16 protein-coding genes are annotated in these 15,833 nt (G+C 54.4%); 8 read left to right on the top strand and 8 right to left on the bottom strand.

Features of this window, described 5'->3' with window-relative positions:
- Positions 1–98 precede the first annotated feature (98 nt).
- The 3 genes from RC73_RS05760 to RC73_RS05770 all read left to right on the top strand — a co-directional run bounded on the left by RC73_RS05760 (position 99) and on the right by RC73_RS05770 (position 2,150).
- Positions 99–677: a sigma-70 family RNA polymerase sigma factor gene (locus RC73_RS05760; RefSeq protein ID WP_039033756.1), complete on the top strand. Its 579-nt coding sequence runs from the start codon at positions 99–101 to the stop codon at positions 675–677.
- Entirely contained in the window at positions 674–1,522 is an 849-nt protein-coding gene (locus RC73_RS05765) for a hypothetical protein (protein WP_039033757.1), read from the top strand. The genes RC73_RS05760 and RC73_RS05765 overlap by 4 nt, the downstream gene beginning before the upstream one ends.
- 157 nt (positions 1,523–1,679) lie before the next feature.
- On the top strand, positions 1,680–2,150 hold the full coding sequence (locus RC73_RS05770) for a cupin domain-containing protein (RefSeq protein ID WP_039033758.1): 471 nt from the start codon (positions 1,680–1,682) through the stop codon (positions 2,148–2,150).
- A gap of 205 nt (positions 2,151–2,355) precedes the next feature.
- On the opposite strand, the gene RC73_RS05775 is transcribed toward RC73_RS05770, so the two are convergent.
- Both RC73_RS05775 and RC73_RS05780 read right to left on the bottom strand, forming a co-directional pair.
- On the bottom strand, positions 2,356–2,778 hold the full coding sequence (locus tag RC73_RS05775) for a ribosomal maturation YjgA family protein (protein ID WP_052248018.1): 423 nt from the start codon (positions 2,776–2,778) through the stop codon (positions 2,356–2,358).
- Complete coding sequence (locus RC73_RS05780) at positions 2,775–3,113, bottom strand: winged helix-turn-helix transcriptional regulator (RefSeq protein ID WP_039033759.1); 339 nt, start codon at positions 3,111–3,113, stop codon at positions 2,775–2,777. Before RC73_RS05780 ends, RC73_RS05775 begins: the two co-directional genes overlap by 4 nt.
- A gap of 206 nt (positions 3,114–3,319) precedes the next feature.
- Between RC73_RS05780 and RC73_RS05785 the strand changes: the two genes are divergently transcribed.
- Both RC73_RS05785 and RC73_RS05790 read left to right on the top strand, forming a co-directional pair.
- Positions 3,320–3,634 carry a monooxygenase gene (locus RC73_RS05785; RefSeq protein WP_025010933.1) on the top strand — a complete coding sequence of 105 codons (315 nt, stop codon included), beginning with the start codon at positions 3,320–3,322 and terminating at the stop codon, positions 3,632–3,634.
- A 136-nt stretch (positions 3,635–3,770) separates the two neighbouring features.
- Complete coding sequence (locus tag RC73_RS05790; RefSeq protein WP_039033760.1) at positions 3,771–7,037, top strand: S41 family peptidase; 3,267 nt, start codon at positions 3,771–3,773, stop codon at positions 7,035–7,037.
- Between the two features lie 104 nt (positions 7,038–7,141).
- Here the strand turns inward: RC73_RS05790 and RC73_RS05795 are convergent, their stop codons facing one another.
- Entirely contained in the window at positions 7,142–7,585 is a 444-nt protein-coding gene (locus RC73_RS05795; RefSeq protein WP_039033761.1) for an OsmC family protein, read from the bottom strand.
- A 343-nt stretch (positions 7,586–7,928) separates the two neighbouring features.
- Between RC73_RS05795 and RC73_RS05800 the strand changes: the two genes are divergently transcribed.
- Positions 7,929–9,491 (top strand): S8 family serine peptidase, encoded by a 1,563-nt coding sequence (locus RC73_RS05800; protein ID WP_039033804.1) that lies wholly within the window; start codon positions 7,929–7,931, stop codon positions 9,489–9,491.
- An 81-nt stretch (positions 9,492–9,572) separates the two neighbouring features.
- Here the strand turns inward: RC73_RS05800 and RC73_RS05805 are convergent, their stop codons facing one another.
- Genes RC73_RS05805 through RC73_RS05815 form a run of 3 tightly spaced genes read right to left on the bottom strand, consistent with a single transcriptional unit; the run spans position 9,573 to position 11,804 of the window.
- Positions 9,573–9,896, bottom strand: coding sequence for a DUF3325 domain-containing protein (locus RC73_RS05805; protein WP_039033762.1), 324 nt, complete (start codon positions 9,894–9,896; stop codon positions 9,573–9,575).
- A complete protein-coding gene (locus tag RC73_RS05810) occupies positions 9,893–11,500 on the bottom strand; it encodes a PepSY-associated TM helix domain-containing protein (RefSeq protein WP_052248019.1) in 1,608 nt (535 codons plus the stop codon). The genes RC73_RS05805 and RC73_RS05810 overlap by 4 nt, the downstream gene beginning before the upstream one ends.
- A gap of 1 nt (position 11,501) precedes the next feature.
- Positions 11,502–11,804: a hypothetical protein gene (locus tag RC73_RS05815; RefSeq protein ID WP_052248020.1), complete on the bottom strand. Its 303-nt coding sequence runs from the start codon at positions 11,802–11,804 to the stop codon at positions 11,502–11,504.
- 350 nt (positions 11,805–12,154) lie between these two features.
- Here RC73_RS05815 and hpf point away from each other — a divergent pair, with 350 nt between their 5' ends.
- Positions 12,155–12,511 (top strand): ribosome hibernation-promoting factor, HPF/YfiA family, encoded by a 357-nt coding sequence (gene hpf / locus RC73_RS05820; protein ID WP_039033763.1) that lies wholly within the window; start codon positions 12,155–12,157, stop codon positions 12,509–12,511.
- A gap of 75 nt (positions 12,512–12,586) precedes the next feature.
- Here the strand turns inward: hpf and RC73_RS05825 are convergent, their stop codons facing one another.
- Entirely contained in the window at positions 12,587–13,309 is a 723-nt protein-coding gene (locus tag RC73_RS05825; protein ID WP_039033764.1) for a YebC/PmpR family DNA-binding transcriptional regulator, read from the bottom strand.
- Positions 13,310–13,571: 262 nt separating this feature from the next.
- On the opposite strand from RC73_RS05825, the gene RC73_RS05830 reads away from it, so the two are divergent.
- On the top strand, positions 13,572–15,146 hold the full coding sequence (locus tag RC73_RS05830; RefSeq protein ID WP_039033765.1) for a methyl-accepting chemotaxis protein: 1,575 nt from the start codon (positions 13,572–13,574) through the stop codon (positions 15,144–15,146).
- 46 nt (positions 15,147–15,192) lie between these two features.
- Here the strand turns inward: RC73_RS05830 and RC73_RS05835 are convergent, their stop codons facing one another.
- Complete coding sequence (locus tag RC73_RS05835; protein ID WP_039033766.1) at positions 15,193–15,774, bottom strand: TetR/AcrR family transcriptional regulator; 582 nt, start codon at positions 15,772–15,774, stop codon at positions 15,193–15,195.
- Between the last annotated feature and the right edge of the window lie 59 nt (positions 15,775–15,833).

Here is a 15,833-nt window from a genome sequence, read left to right on the forward strand (position 1 = left end):
GCTTTACAGCCCAATGGTGTAGAGGCAAACTCTCATCCCAATAACCAATTAAGCTGCCGGTCAGGAGAGAGAATTTGGAACAGCAAAGGCAGACGGGAATGCCAAGTGGAGAGGATGAGACCTGGATGCTGGCTTATGCCGCCGGGGATGCCCAAGCTTTTGAGCGCCTCTATCTTAAACACAAGGGCGGACTCTACCGGTATTTTGTCCGTCAGTTAAGTGACATGGCCTTGGCTGAAGACTTGTATCAGGAAACCTGGAGCCGGGTGATCAAGGCGGCGCAGAGTTATCAACCCAGCGCCAAGTTTACTACCTGGCTGTACCGGATAGCTCATAACCTGCTGATTGACCATGTGCGGGCGGTTAAACCGGTCGACAGTCTCAGCATAGTTGAGGATGAGCCGGATGCGCAGGCCAATCTGCTGGGCCCACAAACCGCCGAGCCGGATAGCGAACTGCTGCGAGGTCGTCAGGTCGCCTGGCTCAAGGAGTGCATCGGCCTCTTGCCCCAGGTGCAGAAGGAAGCCTTCTTGCTAAATCAGGAGTCCGGGCTGACGGCGCAACTGATCAGCGAAGTGGTCGGGGCAACGCTGGAGGCCACCAAGAGCCGGATACGTTATGCCTATCAGAGCCTGCGTGACTGTTTGGGGCGCAAGACCCAGGAGAGCATTGAATGACAGAGAACAAACGCGATGATGCTGCCACACCAGAGTCGCAGATAGATGCGCTCTATCGTGAAGGTGCTGTCGAGCAGCCGCCTCTGGCCTTGGATCAGCACATTCTGCAGCAGGCGAGGGACAACTGCCGTCAAGCGCCAGAGGTGATCCGTCCGGCACCCGGTTTCTGGCAAAAGCACAGATATGGCCTATCCGCAGCGGCTTCTGTGATGCTGGTGGCAGGGTTGTTTATTCTGAATCCCGAACTGCGAAACGCATCGGCGCCGCAGCTCAGTGCTCCGGCTAATCTGGAAATCAGCCCGCAGCCAGATAGCGCTGAAGATGCGGCGCAGCCCGCCAGAGTTGAGCCGATGGCGGCGCCGCAGTCCATGGCCGCCAAGCGAGCGGCACCTCAGGAACAGGCTGTTCAGCAACAGGATATGCATCTTCAAGAAAGCGCTGCTGCCAAGAATCGCGCCGTGGCAGAACAGAGTGTGCAGCAAAGAGCGGGAATGGCCCCCAGGCAGCAGCAAGCTCTGGCCGCGCAGCCAAGTGATATCGACGGCCGATTGGATCTGCTGACAAGTACCATCGAAGCCGGTGAACTTGAGCAGGCGGCAGTGCTGGTACGAGGCATAGTTGCAGATTATCAACTGACGCTGCCGGATGCTTTAGCCAAGGCCTTGAGCCTAAATGAAGCGGCTCAGGTGAAAGAAGCGGCCCAGCAGCAACTGAAGCAGCAGTCCTTTATCCATCAGGCTACGGCGCCCGAGAATGCGCAAGCGCTTAATCGCGAGCAGAGCGAGCGCTGGCAAGCCTTGCTTGAGCGTCTCGAGCAGAGTCTCGAAGTCAAAGAGAATCACTGAGACTAAAGATTGAGCTTAAAAGAGAGTGACTGAGTTTAAATATAGTGACGGGGCTTAAAAAGAGTTACGGGCTTAAAAAAAGTTACCGGGAAGTCAGTCAGTTTCAATCCATCACAGGGCAGGGAGCCTGCCCTTATTTTAATAACAGGAGTTTTTTATGTTGACCGCCGATGATGTTATCCAGGCACTCGAGCTTGAGCCCCATGTTGAGGGCGGGTATTTCGGTCGTTCATTCGTTTCGGACAGTCACTATGATGACAGCCGTAACCTGTGGACCAGCATCTACTTTATGCTCAAGACGGGGGAAGTGTCCCACCTGCATCAACTGACGGCCGATGAGATGTGGTACTTCCACAGTGGCGAGTCGCTGACCATATATATGCTCTCAGAGCAGGGTGAGCTGACCGAGGCGCAACTCGGGATGGACTTGGCCAAAGGTGAGCGGCCACAGGTCTTGGTGCCCAAAGGCACTATTTTTGGTTCGGCAATGAATAATCCGGGCTATTCGCTGGTAGGTTGTATGGTGGCACCTGGCTTTACTTTCGATGACTTCAAGCTGTTCGGCCGTAATGAACTGCTCGAGCGTTTCCCTCAGCATCAGGTGTTGATAAACCGCCTGACCCGCTAGCGAGCGTTACAAGGTTTAAGCTTATTTTGAGCCGTGATTTTTAAACCGCCTTTTTGAACCGTCAAATCCACGGGGGGCAGCTGCCAACCTGCTCCCGGTCTTTTAGCCCGATTTAGCGGGTAATTCTCAGCCCAATGCCGCCCAGGTGGTGCTGATATTGGCCTAAGCCGGGGAGCAAGCACCGAAACTGAGTTTTATTCAGGGGTTATTCCCGGGCACTTTGAGCTTGTCTCTTCCCCGGGAAAGGTAGCGCAAGGGAGCCCGGGAGTAACAGCAAACAACCCAGGCTGTATGCCAGCAGATCCAGCCAGTCGAAGTGGCTGCCGATAACGATTCGTGCTAGGCGAATATGGCCCAGCCCCAGCTTATCCACCAAGCCAAAGGCCTGACCAAACTCTATGGCGAAGGCAAATGCCAGCACCAAGGGAAGCAGCAACCGACTTGTCCAAGGGGTAAGAGTTTTAAGGGCGCAAAACATCAATATTACTACCAGCAGATCGCCGATAAACCCGCGGATGAAGCCGGGCGGGGCGTAGCGGGCTATCAATATTTCAGTACCGAATAATAAAAGCGTGGCCAAGGCAAAATGCCAGCGCTTCATGCCATCGAGCCAGGGCACAGGTTTCATTGGGCCTCTCCCGTCAGCAAGTCGGCGTTTTGCTCGGCAAAAAGGTGCATCTGCTCCAGCAGCGGCAACAGTGCCATTCCAAGCGGACTGAGACGATAGTCGACCCTGGGCGGCACTTCAGGGTAGAGAGTACGGGTGAGTACGCCGTCTTGCTCCAGCTCCTTTAGCTGAGCGGTCAGCACTTTTTGACTGACACCGGGTAGATGCCGTTTTAAGTAGCTGAAGCGCTGTGGCTGCTGTTGCAGCAGGAACAGAATGGCGGGTTTCCATTTGCCGCAGATCAGCCGCAGAACCTGATAGGCCGGGCAGAGAGGGGCTTGCTGATTGAGTGTCATAAGGCTGGGCGCAAGTTACTTTAGGGTAACTATGCCACCAATTTGTGCCTCCTTGTAGCGAACGCGCCGCAGTTTTATGATTTCATAAGGAAGGTTCTCATGCTGCTATCTGCCAAGCGAGCAGCATTAACAGTGACAGGCATTCAAGGCCAATCACTTGTTTGCATCTTCCCTGACATTAATCCGCAAACCAAGGGGAGGGTTGAATGACCACTCTATTGCAAATTGATTTTGAATTTCCCGCCGAAATGATGGGCGATGCCCTGACTGAGCAGGCCAAACCTCTGGCCGAGTCCATTACCCGGGAGCCGGGTTTCATTGCCAAAATCTGGACCGAAAACCCACGCAGCGGCGAGGCCGGTGGCATCTATCTGTTTGAAGATGAAGCCAGCGCCGAAGCTTACGCCTGCATGCACTCACAACGAGTGGCGGCCATGGGCGCCCACAACATACGCATCAGGCTGTTCGATGTGAATGAATCCTTGAGCAAAATTACCCACGGCTGGCCGCTATCAGTTTGATTTTTTCAGTATGCCTGCCGACACATTTGCTAAAACTTCTGTCGTCGGCAACAGCTGAATCCCGCCGCTTTCTCTGCTAACTTGTTGGGCTCGTAAAACCGCGCTAACTGATTAATAACAGAGAATAGAGGCATTGATGAAACTTCGTCACTCCGTGGCCTGCTGTATGCTGGCATTGGGAACTTTGGGCAGTGCAGCCGCCTATGCCGCAGAAGCGGGTCAGGGCTATTACCGTTCGCCCGCGATTCATGACAATACCCTGGTGTTTACTGCCGAAGGGGATATCTGGACTCAGACACTCGGGCAGGAGAAAGCTGCCCGTTTGACCAGCCTGCCGGCCGAAGAGCTGAATGCCAAGATCTCTGCCGATGGAAAATCGCTGGCGTTTACCGCCAACTATGATGGTGCCCAGGAAGTCTATGTGATCCCCATGAGTGGCGGGCTTGCAAAGCGCGTCAGTTTCGAAAACAGCCAGGTTCGGCTACAGGGCTGGACCGCAAATGGCGAAATTCTCTATGCCACAGACAATGCCCAGGGGCCGGCGAACTACTGGGTGCTGCGCTCGGTAAACCCGGATACCCTGACAACCCGCGATCTGCCGTTGGCCGATGCCATAGAAGGCGTGGTTGACCCACAAGGCGAGTATGTCTACTTCAGCCGCTTTGGGCTGCAAACCACAGGGGATAATGCCAAGGTGTACCGCGGCGGCGCCATGGGTGAACTGTGGCGTTATCAACTGGGGCAGGACAAAGAGGCTGTGCGGCTGGGCAAAGAGCATCAGGGCTCGCTGCGTCATCCCATGCTGTGGCAGGGGCGGGTCTATTTCGTCTCGGATGCCGATGGCAACGCCAATATCTGGTCTATGGCCAGCGATGGCTCAGATCTTAAACAGTTGACTCAATATCGTGATTTCGAAGTGCGCAGCCCCTATCTGGACGGCGGCCGCATAGTGTTCCAGCTGGGTGCCGATATTCACCTGTGGGACCTGGCTTCCGGGCAGGAGCAGAAGCTGGATCTGCGTCTGGCCTCAGACTTCCCCGAGCGGCGTGAACATTGGGTTAACGATCCGCTCGATTTTGCCACCAGTGCCAGGCTGGCCCCGGCAGGAGACAAGGTGGTCATCACTGCCCGCAGCCATGTGGCGCTGGCGACTACAGATGGTTCCCGCCTGGTAGAGCTGGACTCGGACGGCAAGCATAGAATGCGCAATGCACTGATGAGTCATGACGGCCGTTGGGTCTATGCCATCTCGGATGCTTCCGGTGAGCAGGAGATCTGGCGTTATCCCGCCGATGGCAGCGCTGGCGCCAAGCAGCTGACCCAAGATGGCAACACATTGAGAATGAGCCTGGAGCTGTCGCCCAATGGGCGTTATTTGGCTCATGATGATTATGCCGGTAATTTGTGGCTGCTGGATCTCAAAGACGGCAGTAACAAGAAGATAGTGACCAACAACGAAGGTCTCGGCCCCTATGTCGATATCCGTTGGTCGCCGGATAGCCGCTTCCTGGCTTTGACTCGCTCGGAAGTCGGTGCCCAGCGCAGCCAGGTGATGCTCTACTCGCTGGAATCCGCCAAGGGCGAGATGCTGACCAGCGACAAGTACGAGTCTTTCTCGCCCAGCTTCAGCCCGGATGGCCAGTGGCTCTATTTCCTGTCAAACCGTGAGTTCCAGGCCACTCCATCTTCGCCTTGGGGCGATCGCAACATGGGCCCCGTATTTGACAAGCGTAGCCAAATATTTGCCCTGGCATTGAGTCAGGATGCCCGTTTCCCATTCCAACGTCCCAACGAGCTGCAAGGCGCTGTTGCCGGTGATGAAAAGGCCGCTGACGATAAGCTGCAAGTGGATTGGCAAGGCCTGAAGTCGCGGCTGTGGCAAGTCCCCATCGAGGCGGGTAACTACCAGAATTTGCAGGTGCTGGACTCGGGGCTCTATCTGCTAGATAGCGATATCACAGGCGAACAGTCGGCGCTCAAGCTGGTAAGGTTTGACCCTTTGAGCCCCAAGCTGGAAACCTTCGCCGATGATGTGCGCGATTATCAGCTCTCGGCCGATCAGAGCAAGGTATTGCTGCGTAAGCAGAGCAATCCCAAAGAGATGGTAATAGTGCCAGTGGGTGACAAACTGCCGGGCGATCTCAGCAATGCTGTGGTGCAAACATCCCAGTGGCAACTCGCCATTCAACCGCGTCAGGAGTGGCAGCAGATCTTTGAAGATGCCTGGCTGATGCACAGAGACTCCTTTTTCGACAAGAAGATGCGCGGTGTCGATTGGCAAGCCGCCAAGGCCAAATATCAGCCATTGCTGGACCGGCTCACCGACAGACATGAGCTGAATGACATCTTCACTCAGATGATGGGTGAACTGGATGCGCTGCACTCTCAAGTGCGCGGTGGTGACTTTGCCAAGGATCCCGATATGCCCAAGGCCGCCGAGCTGGGTGCACGTCTGAGTCAGGTGAAAGATGGTGTCAAGGTAAGCCATATCTATCGCACCGACCCTGAGTTGCCGATGCAGGCCTCACCGCTGGCGCGCCCCGGAGTCGATGTCCGCGATGGCGACATCATCACCCATATCAATGGCCGTAAGCTGGCTACCCTGGCGCAGCTCACCTCCATGCTGCGTAATCAGGCCGATAAACAGGTGCTTTTGGGCCTCAAGCGCGGCAGCAAGCAGCACAAGGTAATAGTGCAGGCCATCAGCAACCGTGATAACGCCAAACTCAGGTATCTCGATTGGGTCAATGCCAATGCCGATAAGGTGGCCAAGGCCAGCGACGGCAAGATAGGTTATCTGCATCTGTATGCCATGGGCAGTGATGATATTGAGAGCTTTGCTCGCGAGTTTTACGCCAACTATGACAAGGATGGCCTGGTTATCGATGTGCGCCGCAATCGTGGCGGTAATATCGACAGCTGGATTATCGAAAAGCTGCTGCGTAAGGCCTGGGCCTTCTGGCAACCCACAACAGGTGCGCCTTATGTCAACATGCAGCAGACGTTCCGCGGCCACCTGGTGGTGCTGACAGATCAGTTGACCTACTCCGATGGTGAAACCTTCTCCGCCGGCATAAAGGCACTGGGATTGGCGCCCTTGGTGGGTAAACAGACGGCGGGCGCCGGGGTTTGGCTCTCGGGTCGCAACAGCCTCACCGACCGGGGCATGGCGCGGGTTGCCGAGTATCCTCAGTATGCCATCGATGGTCGCTGGGTGCTTGAAGGCCGAGGTGTCAGCCCGGATATCGAGGTAGACAACTTGCCACTGGCAACCTTCAACGGCAAAGACGCCCAGCTTGAGCGGGCTATCAGTTATCTCAAGGATGAATTGTTGCGGGAGCCGATACCGGCATTGAATGCTCGCCCCATGCCTCCCAAGGGGGAAGCGGACGATATTAAGTAAACGTCGAGGTATAAAAAACGGGGGATGCATTTGCATCCCCCGTGCAGGTGTTAGGGTGTTATCGGCCACTTGGTTCCCAGGCCGGTAGCACCCGTTTTTATTGCTCAGAAATTGATTTCCACTTCGGTATCTGCCGCCAGAGAGTTGGCGATAAAGCAGTTGGCATGTGCCTTTTCGTGGATCTTTGCCAATGTTTCCCTATCTATCTCGGTGCCTTCGGCAAAGGCCACTTCAGGATTAAGAGTCATACGGGTCACGGCGATTTTACCTGATTCCTTCTTGCCGATTTCTGCGGTGGCGTTATCCCGGTAGCTCTCGACCGGTAAGCGCTTCAAGTGAGCTATAGTCAGGAAAGTCAGCATATGGCAGGACGACAGTGCCGCCAGCAGACTCTCTTCCGGGTTGACTTTGGTTTCATTGCCTTTGTATTCGGGGGCTGCTGACGCCAGCAGTTGTTGGCCAGTACCAAAGTCTATTTGATGATCGCGATTGAACTCTCCCTCGGGCGCCGGGCTGGTTTGCCAGGATACGGTCAGATGAAAACTCAATTGGATGCTCCTTGAGACGGTTTGCAAAGTAGCGGCCACTATAGCCTATTTGCCAAACCCTTGTCTGCCACTGGGGGGCAGGATCCATTTATGCTCGATATTTTTCGGCAAAATCAACAGAAAATCTTTATTAAAGTGTTGTTTTTAAAGTTAATTACATGAATGTCTGCCATTAGTTCTTTGGTCTTAATTCTTTGGTCATTCCACCTACTTTAGTCTTGCATCTCAAGTCTGGCAGCGCTATAACAATAGCGTGTGTAAACACCTTGTTTCAATTGTTAATAAAAATAATATTTCGAGATAGATCGAAATGCAGACCAAAAACAAATTGCAGGAGAACATTATGCAGGCATTTTACAAGCCCCTCGCAGCAGCGGTGACTTTGGCGCTGTGCGTCGGTGCACAGGCTGCAGATAACGAGCGCTACATAGTCAAGTTTAAGGAGGGGAAAGGCCCCAGCACTATGGCGCAGATGAAGGCCATGGGTGCCAAAATGGAGCTGGATCTGTCGGCCCACAACGCCGCCGCTTTTTCTATTCCGGCTCAGGCTCTCAAGGGCCTGGCCAACAATCCCAACGTGGAATATGTCGAAGCGGATGTGAAGCGTTTCCCGCTTTCACAGATAGTGCCTTATGGTATTCCCATGGTGCAGGCCGACCAACTCAGTGACGCCCAGACCGGCAATATGAAGGTCTGTATCATAGATTCGGGTTACCAGTTGGCTCATGAAGACCTATCGGGCAACAATGTTGATGGCACCAATGATCCGGGTACCGGCAACTGGTACACAGATGAAAACCATCATGGTACCCATGTGGCCGGGACTATTGCCGCGCTCAACAATGGGGTTGGTGTGGTAGGCGTAAACCCCAACGGCAATCTTAACTTGCACATTATCAAGGTATTCAATGCCGATGGTTGGGGCTATTCATCCAGCCTGGTTGCCGCACTGGACAAGTGTGAACAGGCCGGCGCCAAGGTAATCAACATGAGTCTGGGTGGCAGCATGAAGAGCCGCACCGAGGACAGCGCCTTTGCTGCCGCCGACAGTCGCGGCATTCTGAGTATTGCTGCAGCCGGTAACGACGGTAATACCCGTCACTCTTATCCGGCATCTTATAACTCTGTGGTGTCGGTTGCCGCAGTGGATGCCAACAAGCAGCATGCGGATTTCTCACAGCGTACCAGTCAGGTTGAGCTCTCCGGCCCGGGGGTCGGCGTACTTTCCTCTGTGCCTATGGGCACTGCATTGGTAGCTGCTGCCGCTGTTGCCGGCAATGGTTATGAGGCCATAGGTATGGAAGGCTCACCTACAGGTAGCGCCGCCGGTACTCTGGCTGACTGCGGCACAGGTGAGAGCCAGTGTGATGCCGCCGGCAAGGTGTGTTTAATTCAGCGCGGTAATATCGCCTTCTCCGACAAGGTGCTCGCCTGTGAAAACGGCGGTGGTGTTGCGGCCATTATCTACAACAATGAGCCGGGGGCCTTAAACGGGACTCTGGGTGAGGTGGTTACCGCCATTCCGTCTGTGGGTGTGAGTGATACCGATGGTGCGGCCATGTTGGCGGCAGTCGGCAGCAATGCCAGCGTTGATATCGGTGCGGGTAACTATGCATACTTCGACGGCACTTCGATGGCGACACCTCATGTGGCCGGGGTTGCGGCCTTGGTGTGGAGTCATTTCCCTCAGTGCAGCAACAGTGACATTCGTGCGGCATTGCGTGCCACCGCCGAAGATCTTGGTGCTACCGGCCGTGATGATGAGACAGGTTATGGTCTGGTACAGGCCAAGGATGCTGTGGATTATCTGACCGCCAATGGTTGCTCCGGCAGTGGCACCGGCGGTGGCGGTGACACAGGTGGATGTAAGGGCAAAGGCTGTAAAAACCCGAAAAATCCTCGCTGATTGCTGGATCTCTTTTGAGATACACACTAAAAAGCGCTGCAGTTGCAGCGCTTTTTCATGGCGAGTTTGAGGCAGAGTTGGCTAGATAAACCAACCCGCTATCAGGATGACAGGTGCCAATATTAACGTTTTTGGTAGGCTACGGCTGGCATAGCTGAGCTGTAAAACCACAGGCAGGGCGGCCAGCGTCATCAGACCGAAAAACAGTATGCTACCGTAACCCCAATCATATTTTGTGACACACAGTATCAGGCTCATCAATAGCGTCAGCCAACCACTGACATACAATAGCTGGCTTTCCAATGTTTTTGGCGCGCGCCCCATGGCCTCACGGAAATGACCGAACATGGACATGGCCAGCAGGCCAAAGGCGAGATAAGTCAACGCAATAAGTGCAATCATCATCCGCGCACCGCCTTAAGTTTTTGGGCCTTGGCCGTTTGTTTCATTGGCAGTCTCCCCAAACGCTTGAAGGCAAATAAGCCAAGGGCAGCGAAGGCCAGCGCCAGCAGATCAAATCCTGCCAATTGCCATTGACCGGCCGCGAAGTTGCTCAGCAGGTTGGCTGGCGAGGTCAGGGCGTTCAGCAGCGGCAAGAACGCCAGTGCGGCTGTCAGCGCCGCCAGTTGAGCGCGCCACATGGCTTTGTCTCGGCGCCAGATAGCCAGCAGGCCACTGATCACCAGCAGAATAAAGAAACTGTGAACCTCCCATTGACTGCGGCCAGGCAAAGAGGCCGGCAGCAGGCGATTGGCATAGAAAAAGGCCACTGTACCCAGGGGTAGGCCGAGGATAAACATCAGGTTCAGCGTTTCCACCAGGCGCAGACCCAGGCTGGGCTTGGCGCCCTGACTGATGGCTTTTTGTTGTTTCTGGCGAATCTTAACCGCCCACATCAAGGTACCGCTGGCTATCATCACGCAGCCGCTCAGCCCCAGAAGGAAGAAGAGCCCCCTCAGTACGGGGCCGGAGAAACGGGCGGTGTGCAAGGACATCATGGCGTCGTGAGTTGCCTTGGCGGCGCTGATGTCGTTGTCCGCGCTGTAGAGAAGCTCGCCATCAGTACCGCTGAACACCATAAACAGCTCCCGCTCTGTGACCTGCTCGCCTGTGTTGAAAGTGACCACTACCCGGCTGTTGGCATCATCCGGGTTGATCACTGACACCGACTTGAGCGGCAGTTCGGCAAAAGTTTGCTGCACCTTGGGCAAAAAGTTTGCCAGTGGCAATTGAGGCGCGGCTGCATTGGCGGCAGCTATGCAGGTGAAGCTGCTGCCGGGGCGGGCTTCATTGATAAATTCCCGGCGGTCACTGTCATAGTTGACCAATATGCCCCAAGGCATATAGATGATCATCAGGGTGATAAGCCCGGTATAAGTGATCATCAGATGGAATGGCAGTGCCAGTACCGAACTGACATTATGGGCATCGAGCCAGGAACGGCTGCCCTTGCCGGGGCGAAAGCTGAAGAAGTCCTTGAAGATGCGTTTATGGATCACTATTCCTGAGATGATCGCCAGCAGCATAAACATGGTGCAGAAACCGACAATCCAGCGCGCCGTGATGGCCGAGATATAATGCAGATCGAAATGCAGGCGATAAAAAAAGTTGCCGCCGCGGCTCTCCCGCACTTCAGTCACATAGCCGCTGTTATCGGCCTTGACTGCATGTTCACTGAAGGCGCCGCGGCGCTGTCCCGGCTCCGGCGGCTGTTGCCAGCCATAACTCAACATGGGATGACGCTCAGTGGGGAATTCAATCAGCCAGCGCTGGGCGTTGACCGCATTTTGCCTGAGATAATCCTCGCCCTGACTCAGTTGCTCAGTAAGGCGGGTGGTATCGTAGGATTGGAACACCTCTTTGTGTAGCTCAGGCTGATTCCACAGGCTGATTTCATGGCGATAGTAGCTCAGGGTGCCAGCAAAAAACACCAATAACAGTACCCAACAAACCAGCAGGCCTACCCAGGTGTGTAGCCAGGTCATAGTTCGAAAAAAACTGTCTTTCATCTCAAGCCCCCAGCAGTTTCAGCACGCCAAACAGGGCGGTCGCCAGCAGCAGGAGTTCCTGCCAGGCCCGCAAACTGCGTTTGATGCAAAATACCCTGATAACCACCAGGGCGTAGATCAAAAAAGACAGCATCATGGCGCACACTGTACTGTCGATACGGCTCATCGGCAGACTCACAGCCAACAGGGCACAGGCCAAAGACGCAATAAGATAACCGCCAATAATAGATGCCAGCGCCCGGCTGATAATGGTCAGGGCTTGGGGATGGCGCCTGGGAAACTGTAATAGAGATAAAGATTTCATGATTGCTGCGGATAGTGCATTGGTCATCAAGGGAAAGAGATGCGCTGATTCTATCTTAATAATGCTTAATGATAAACATTAGCATTCGTGTTTTACTTGTAAATGATGCCTGTATCAAGTTGGCCAGGGTTTGATAATGAAGGGGCTGAAAATATTGAACTGAATTAAATCGAGCTAATTACAGGCGATAAAAACAGCACTAAACAGGGAGTATGATGAACTCTGGATTAATTTTGACCATACAAGAGCAGAATAAGGCACTTATCGAGCTTTATTTGAACATTGCCCCTTGTGTTTTACGCTGAAAGCCCCAAGCTCTATAAGTGAATCAGCAGAAAAAAGGAAAACCTATGAAAATTCAGCTTTCAGGTCATCATGTTGAAGTTACAGCAGCAGTACGTAGCCATATCGAAGAGAAGTTTTCCAAAATCGCCAAGCATTTTCCCAGCCTGATCGGCTTGGACATCATTATTGCCAAAGAGCATGGCGTACATCAGGTTGATATTCGAACCAATTACGAGGGGGTGGCGGTCGCGGCCTCCGGCAAGAACGAAGTCATGTATCCGGCTATCGCCGAGGCAGGCAAAAAACTGGAAGCGGCGCTCAAGCACAGAAAGGGACAGCTCAAAGCCGATCTTCATGAAAAGCCCGAGGTGACGACCCCGGAAATTGCCCACGAGATCATCCAGGAAATGGAACTGCGTTAATTCAAGGACTTAACTTTGATGCAGAAATGAAAAAGGGACCATCTGGTCCCTTTTCCATATTCTAAATCTTTGAGATTATTCGATGATCTCGGCGTTGTGATAGACATTTTGCACGTCATCACAGTCTTCCAGTGCGGCAATAAACTTGTCGAACTGGGCGACATCTTCACCGGACACTTCCACCATGCTCTGTGGCACGAAAGTGATCTCTTCCATCTCAAAGTTGATCTCGGGGAAGGCTTCCTGCAATGCCGTCTTGGCTTTGTAGAATTCGGTGTTGGGGGCGTAGACACTGATCATGCCATCTTCCAACTCGACATCGGCAACATCGACATCGGCCATCATCAGGGCCTCGAGCACCACTTCATCATCTTCACCGGGGAAGACAAATACCGCCTGGTGATCGAACATGTGGGCCACAGTGCCTGGGCCACCCAGTTTGGCATCATTCTTCACAAAGGCCTGACGAACCTCGGTGAAGGTGCGCTTGCCGTTGTCGGTCAGACAGTCGACAATCACCATGCAGTTACCCGGGCCGAAACCTTCATAGCGGGCAGTATCATAGTCTTCACCGCCACCACCTTTGGCCTTGTCGATAGCCCGGTCAATAACGTGTGCCGGTACCTGATCTTTCTTGGCGCGCTCAATCAGGCGCCGCAGTGCCAGGTTACCGTCGGGATCGACACCGCCACCCTTGGCACACACGTAGATCTCTTTCCCGTAACGGGAGTAGACCTTGGTCTTCTGTGCGGCCGTTTTGGCCATGGATTCCTTGCGGTTTTGATATGCTCTGCCCATCTTTGCAATGTCTCATCAATGCGTTGAAAAAGAGTGGCAGATTCTAGCAGCTTTCCCACACTAAATGCACCTGTCCGCCCGTCGGGCTGCCGGCAGTGTGAAGCCACGCCTGATCATGCTTACCGTCTCCGGCCGTAGAAGTTCATAGCCTCACTATAGACTTATGTCCAATTCGGCAGATCGCCGTGCTTTGGGTTATGCTGAAAACTCAAGGATCCCTTATTTGGTGCAAACCAACACTAAGGATAGGAAGGGAGGCTGCATGTTTGAGGAAAACCGTATTTGGCCTATGCTGGCGGGTTTGCTGCTCGGGGCGCTGGCACTGGGTTGTGTCCAGTTGGCTTTAAGTGCCGACAATCTATTACTTTCACTGCTTGGATGGTGTCTTGCGCTTATTGGCCCTGTATTGGCGCTGCGCTGGGCTTCCCGCCCTGTGGTTCAAAATGCCAAGCAGGTATCCAGCGAGAGCGCAGGTGATGACAAGGCGGCGCAGCAACTGGGCCGGGATGCCAGTCGTATTGCTATCGGCGCTGCCGAAGTGTCCCACTTTGTTGACCAGCTCAAGCTCACTCTGGATTCCAGCGGCCAGCAAGCCGGGCAAATTGCCGTGGCTGCCAATCAGCTGAGTCATACTACCGTGGTCTTGAGTGAACACGCCGAAGTGGTGCTCAATCAGGCACAGGCATCCCGCAGTGTCAGCATGGAAGGGCGTCAGTATGCTGTCAGTGGTTTTCGTGCGGTTGAAGCCTTGAGTCAGGATGTCGACAAGGCCGCCTCCGGGGTGGGGCAACTCAAGGCGCAGGCCGATGCCATAGGCAAAATCACCGAAGTGATTGACAGTGTTGCTGCCCAGACCAATCTGTTGGCGCTCAATGCCGCCATTGAAGCCGCCAGAGCCGGAGAGGCGGGCAGGGGCTTTGCCGTTGTGGCCGATGAGGTGCGCAGTCTGGCGGCCAAGACCGCAGAGGCTACTCAGAATATTGCCGCCATGTTGACCCAGATTAGAGAGCTGACCGATGGCACCTCACAGCTAATGAATCAGGTGGTTAGCCAAACGGCCGGCGCCGTGGATGCCATGAATTCATTGGAGCAGAGGTTTGACAGTATCGCTTCGGGTGTCGAGGACTCGGCGCAGGCGTTGGAGCAGATTGAGGCGGCTTTACGTGAATATCGCGGCACTACGGCGGATATTTCCAATGCCATTACCCATATCAGCGAGTCGCTGACAGATACAGGTCGTCGCAGCGAGCAGATCTCCCGTCAGGCCTTTGGGCTGTCGCAGACCACAGAGGGAATGTTCCGGGCGCTTTCCCATTGGGATACCGGCAGTTTCGATCAGCTTATTTTCAAAGAAGCGCAGCAGGCCGCCAAGGCTTGCGGCCAGGCGCTGGAGCAAGGGTTGGTGGAAGGCAAATTTACTGAGCAGCAGCTGTTTTCGCCGCAATATCGGCCGATAGCGGCGACAGAGCCACCCAAATACAACACCGCCTTTGACGGTTTTACCGACAAGCACTTTCCGGCCTTGCAGGAACCGATACTGGAACGTCACCGGCAGGTGATTTACGCCGGTGCGGTCGATAAGAAGGGCTACTTTCCGACTCACAATCAGCGTTTTTGCCAGCCGCTGACCGGCGATAGGGAGCGGGATATGCTGCAAAACCGCACCAAGAGATTGTTCAACGACCCAACAGGGATCCGCTGTGGCCAGCACACGGAGCCGGTGCTGCTGCAGACCTACAAGCGTGATACGGGCGAGGTGATGCACGATCTCTCTGTGCCTATCTATGTTAAGGGCAAACACTGGGGTGGCTTTCGGATAGGCTTCAAGGCCCAGTGATGCTGCAGTGCGACTGCGCCTTGGGCGCTCAAGGCTTGCGGTCGGCTCAGAGACTCAGGTGTTCAAACAGCTCTGTGGCCAGGGCTCTGAGTTCATCGGCGCTCGGGCGAGTATGGGCATAAGTGCGCAGGCCATAAATACCCATCATCAGAAACCGGGTCAGTTGCGCCGGATCTTTATCGGCGGCCAGTTCACCTTGCGCCTGGGCCTGCTGCAGTATCTGCTGCAACGCCGTTTGCCATTGTTGTAGATGTTGGTTCACTCTTTGTTGCACAGCCAGATCTTGCTCACCCACTTCGCTCAAGGCCTTGACCAAAAGGCAGGCCTGGCTGGTGTCACAGCTGAGGCACTCGCTGACTATGTTGTCCAGATAACGCCGCAGGCACTCGAGTCGTGAACCCTCGGCCGGGAAAAAGCCCTGTAGCTGCTGCTCGCGATCGGCGTGGTACTGGTCAATCGCCGCCAGAAACAGCCCGTGCTTATTGTCGAAGGCACAATAGATAGACCCCGGATGCAAGCCGGTTGCCCGGGTCAGATCCTGCATACTCGTCTTGCTGTAACCCTTGGCCATGAAGGCATTCATGGCGCTGCGCAGCACTTTCTCGCGATCGAATTCGGCGTTTCTCATAAGATGATTTCCCACTGTGATGCGCCGAGTTTACTGCAATTTGAACATTTGTTCAAAAA

Origin of the sequence: Shewanella sp. ECSMB14102 (genome assembly GCF_000813075.1) — a bacterium.
Classification (GTDB): domain Bacteria; phylum Pseudomonadota; class Gammaproteobacteria; order Enterobacterales; family Shewanellaceae; genus Shewanella; species Shewanella indica.

What these genes read in the sequence shown, in the direction of transcription:
- RC73_RS05760 (WP_039033756.1), top strand. Translation starts at nt 99, where the DNA reads ATGCCAAGTGGAGAGGATGAGACCTGGATGCTGGCTTATGCCGCCGGG.
- RC73_RS05765 (WP_039033757.1), top strand. Translation starts at nt 674, where the DNA reads ATGACAGAGAACAAACGCGATGATGCTGCCACACCAGAGTCGCAGATA.
- RC73_RS05770 (WP_039033758.1), top strand. Translation starts at nt 1,680, where the DNA reads ATGTTGACCGCCGATGATGTTATCCAGGCACTCGAGCTTGAGCCCCAT.
- RC73_RS05775 (WP_052248018.1), bottom strand. Translation starts at nt 2,778, where the DNA reads ATGAAACCTGTGCCCTGGCTCGATGGCATGAAGCGCTGGCATTTTGCC.
- RC73_RS05780 (WP_039033759.1), bottom strand. Translation starts at nt 3,113, where the DNA reads ATGACACTCAATCAGCAAGCCCCTCTCTGCCCGGCCTATCAGGTTCTG.
- RC73_RS05785 (WP_025010933.1), top strand. Translation starts at nt 3,320, where the DNA reads ATGACCACTCTATTGCAAATTGATTTTGAATTTCCCGCCGAAATGATG.
- RC73_RS05790 (WP_039033760.1), top strand. Translation starts at nt 3,771, where the DNA reads ATGAAACTTCGTCACTCCGTGGCCTGCTGTATGCTGGCATTGGGAACT.
- RC73_RS05800 (WP_039033804.1), top strand. Translation starts at nt 7,929, where the DNA reads ATGCAGGCATTTTACAAGCCCCTCGCAGCAGCGGTGACTTTGGCGCTG.
- RC73_RS05805 (WP_039033762.1), bottom strand. Translation starts at nt 9,896, where the DNA reads ATGATGATTGCACTTATTGCGTTGACTTATCTCGCCTTTGGCCTGCTG.
- RC73_RS05810 (WP_052248019.1), bottom strand. Translation starts at nt 11,500, where the DNA reads ATGAAAGACAGTTTTTTTCGAACTATGACCTGGCTACACACCTGGGTA.
- RC73_RS05815 (WP_052248020.1), bottom strand. Translation starts at nt 11,804, where the DNA reads ATGAAATCTTTATCTCTATTACAGTTTCCCAGGCGCCATCCCCAAGCC.
- hpf (WP_039033763.1), top strand. Translation starts at nt 12,155, where the DNA reads ATGAAAATTCAGCTTTCAGGTCATCATGTTGAAGTTACAGCAGCAGTA.
- RC73_RS05825 (WP_039033764.1), bottom strand. Translation starts at nt 13,309, where the DNA reads ATGGGCAGAGCATATCAAAACCGCAAGGAATCCATGGCCAAAACGGCC.
- RC73_RS05830 (WP_039033765.1), top strand. Translation starts at nt 13,572, where the DNA reads ATGTTTGAGGAAAACCGTATTTGGCCTATGCTGGCGGGTTTGCTGCTC.
- RC73_RS05835 (WP_039033766.1), bottom strand. Translation starts at nt 15,774, where the DNA reads ATGAGAAACGCCGAATTCGATCGCGAGAAAGTGCTGCGCAGCGCCATG.